The following is a 2,500-nucleotide window of genomic DNA, read 5'->3' on the forward strand; positions in this document are numbered from 1 at the left end:
AAAAACCGAAAACTTTTTCAAAAAAAGTGTTGACAAAAGGGAATAGGCATGGTATTATAGTCAAGCACTCGAGAGAAACGACAAAAACGAAACGACAAAAGAAAGCCGAAAACACTAGATAAAACCTAGAAAAAACGGCAATCGAAAGTGAGTCAAGTCGGTTCTGAGAAGAGAGCATGGACCTTGAAAATTAAACAACGAGAAAGATAAGATATAACCCGTAATTCTAAAGAGTTTAATACTCAACAGATTTATAAAGGAAGCAAAACCTTTACAAAAATTTGCAACAAAGTCAGCAATGACGAAACGAGCTAAACAAAGCTCTAAACTTGATACAAACTTCTTCGGAAGTTTATATACAATATTTTAGAGAGTTTGATCCTGGCTCAGGACGAACGCTGGCGGCGTGCCTAACACATGCAAGTCGAACGGAGTTAAGAGAAGCTTGCTTTTATTAACTTAGTGGCGGACGGGTGAGTAACGCGTGAGCAATCTGCCTTTCAGTGGGGAATAACGTTCTGAAAAGAACGCTAATACCGCATAATATTGTTGAGCCGCATGGTTTGATAATCAAAGGATTTATTCGCTGAAAGATGAGCTCGCGTCCGATTAGATAGTTGGTGAGGTAACGGCTCACCAAGTCGACGATCGGTAGCCGGACTGAGAGGTTGAACGGCCACATTGGGACTGAGACACGGCCCAGACTCCTACGGGAGGCAGCAGTGAGGGATATTGGTCAATGGGGGAAACCCTGAACCAGCAACGCCGCGTGAGGGAAGACGGTTTTCGGATTGTAAACCTCTGTCCTCTGTGAAGATAATGACGGTAGCAGAGGAGGAAGCTCCGGCTAACTACGTGCCAGCAGCCGCGGTAATACGTAGGGAGCAAGCGTTGTCCGGATTTACTGGGTGTAAAGGGTGCGTAGGCGGCTATGCAAGTCAGGAGTGAAATCTATGGGCTTAACCCATAAACTGCTCTTGAAACTGTATAGCTTGAGTGAAGTAGAGGTAGGCGGAATTCCCGGTGTAGCGGTGGAATGCGTAGAGATCGGGAGGAACACCAGTGGCGAAGGCGGCCTACTGGGCTTTAACTGACGCTGAAGCACGAAAGCGTGGGTAGCAAACAGGATTAGATACCCTGGTAGTCCACGCCGTAAACGATGATTACTAGGTGTGGGGGGTCTGACCCCCTCCGTGCCGGAGTTAACACAATAAGTAATCCACCTGGGGAGTACGGTCGCAAGACTGAAACTCAAAGGAATTGACGGGGGCCCGCACAAGCAGTGGAGTATGTGGATTAATTCGAAGCAACGCGAAGAACCTTACCAGGTCTTGACATCCCTCTGACCGCTCTAGAGATAGAGCTTCTCTTCGGAGCAGAGGTGACAGGTGGTGCATGGTTGTCGTCAGCTCGTGTCGTGAGATGTTGGGTTAAGTCCCGCAACGAGCGCAACCCCTATGATTAGTTGCTACGCAAGAGCACTCTAATCAGACTGCCGTTGACAAAACGGAGGAAGGTGGGGATGACGTCAAATCATCATGCCCCTTATGACCTGGGCCTCACACGTACTACAATGGCCGTTAACAACGGGATGCAATATAGCGATATGGAGCAAAACCCCAAAAACGGTCTCAGTTCGGATTGTAGGCTGAAACTCGCCTGCATGAAGCTGGAATTGCTAGTAATCGCAGATCAGAATGCTGCGGTGAATACGTTCCCGGGCCTTGTACACACCGCCCGTCACACCATGGGAGCCGGTAATACCCGAAGTCAGTAGCCTAACCGTAAGGAGGGCGCTGCCGAAGGTAGGGTTGGCGACTGGGGTGAAGTCGTAACAAGGTAGCCGTATCGGAAGGTGCGGCTGGATCACCTCCTTTCTATGGAGAACTAATCGTCACTACGGTGATTGATTTAACATCCAAGGTCAGGAATACGAGTTATAAAATCTAATCGTTGTTTAATTTTGAGGGTCTATAGCAATATAGATGCTCAAGGAGAAGAAAGGGAACACCTTTTTTAATAAAATATGGGGGTGTAGCTCAGCTGGGAGAGCACCTGCTTTGCAAGCAGGGGGTCATCGGTTCGATCCCGTTCATCTCCACCAGGAGAGAAATCTCCAAAATAGGGATTTTAAGTAGAAATCCGAATAACCGAAATGTTTTAAGCGGAGCAGATAGACTCTGCAATATGGGCTCATAGCTCAGCCGGTTAGAGCACACGCCTGATAAGCGTGAGGTCGGTGGTTCGAGTCCACTTGAGCCCACCAGCCGAAAGGCAATGCACCTTGAAAACTGAATAAAGCAAAGCAGATAAGAAAGAGAAACTGTTATTAACCAGAACTAAAAATTAGTCTAAACGACTTAAAGTAAGGTAAATAACTACAATTTCAAAGAAGCGAGATAATAATAAATAGTCTATTCTCAAAAAAAGAATAACAATTTGTATACTCAATCCAAGAAGAGAAACACATGGTCAAGCTACAAAGAGCGCAAGGGGAATG

At 46.6% G+C, this 2,500-nt stretch carries 2 tRNA genes and 2 rRNA genes (1 of these 4 cut by a window edge); all 4 read left to right on the forward strand.

Annotation, left to right across the window (positions count from 1 at the left end):
• The first annotated feature begins 363 nt into the window (after positions 1-363).
• A 16S ribosomal RNA gene (locus CS931_RS12480) occupies positions 364-1,877 on the forward strand.
• Between the two features lie 151 nt (positions 1,878-2,028).
• A tRNA-Ala gene (locus CS931_RS12485) sits at positions 2,029-2,104 on the forward strand.
• An 85-nt stretch (positions 2,105-2,189) separates the two neighbouring features.
• Positions 2,190-2,266, forward strand: a tRNA-Ile gene (locus CS931_RS12490).
• A gap of 204 nt (positions 2,267-2,470) precedes the next feature.
• A 23S ribosomal RNA gene (locus tag CS931_RS12495) occupies positions 2,471-2,500 on the forward strand; it runs 2,804 nt beyond the window's last position.
• The 16S and 23S rRNA genes sit together here with 2 tRNA genes alongside, the layout of an rRNA operon.

Source organism: Scatolibacter rhodanostii (assembly GCF_900197595.1).
Lineage (GTDB): Bacteria > Bacillota > Clostridia > Oscillospirales > Acutalibacteraceae > Scatolibacter > Scatolibacter rhodanostii.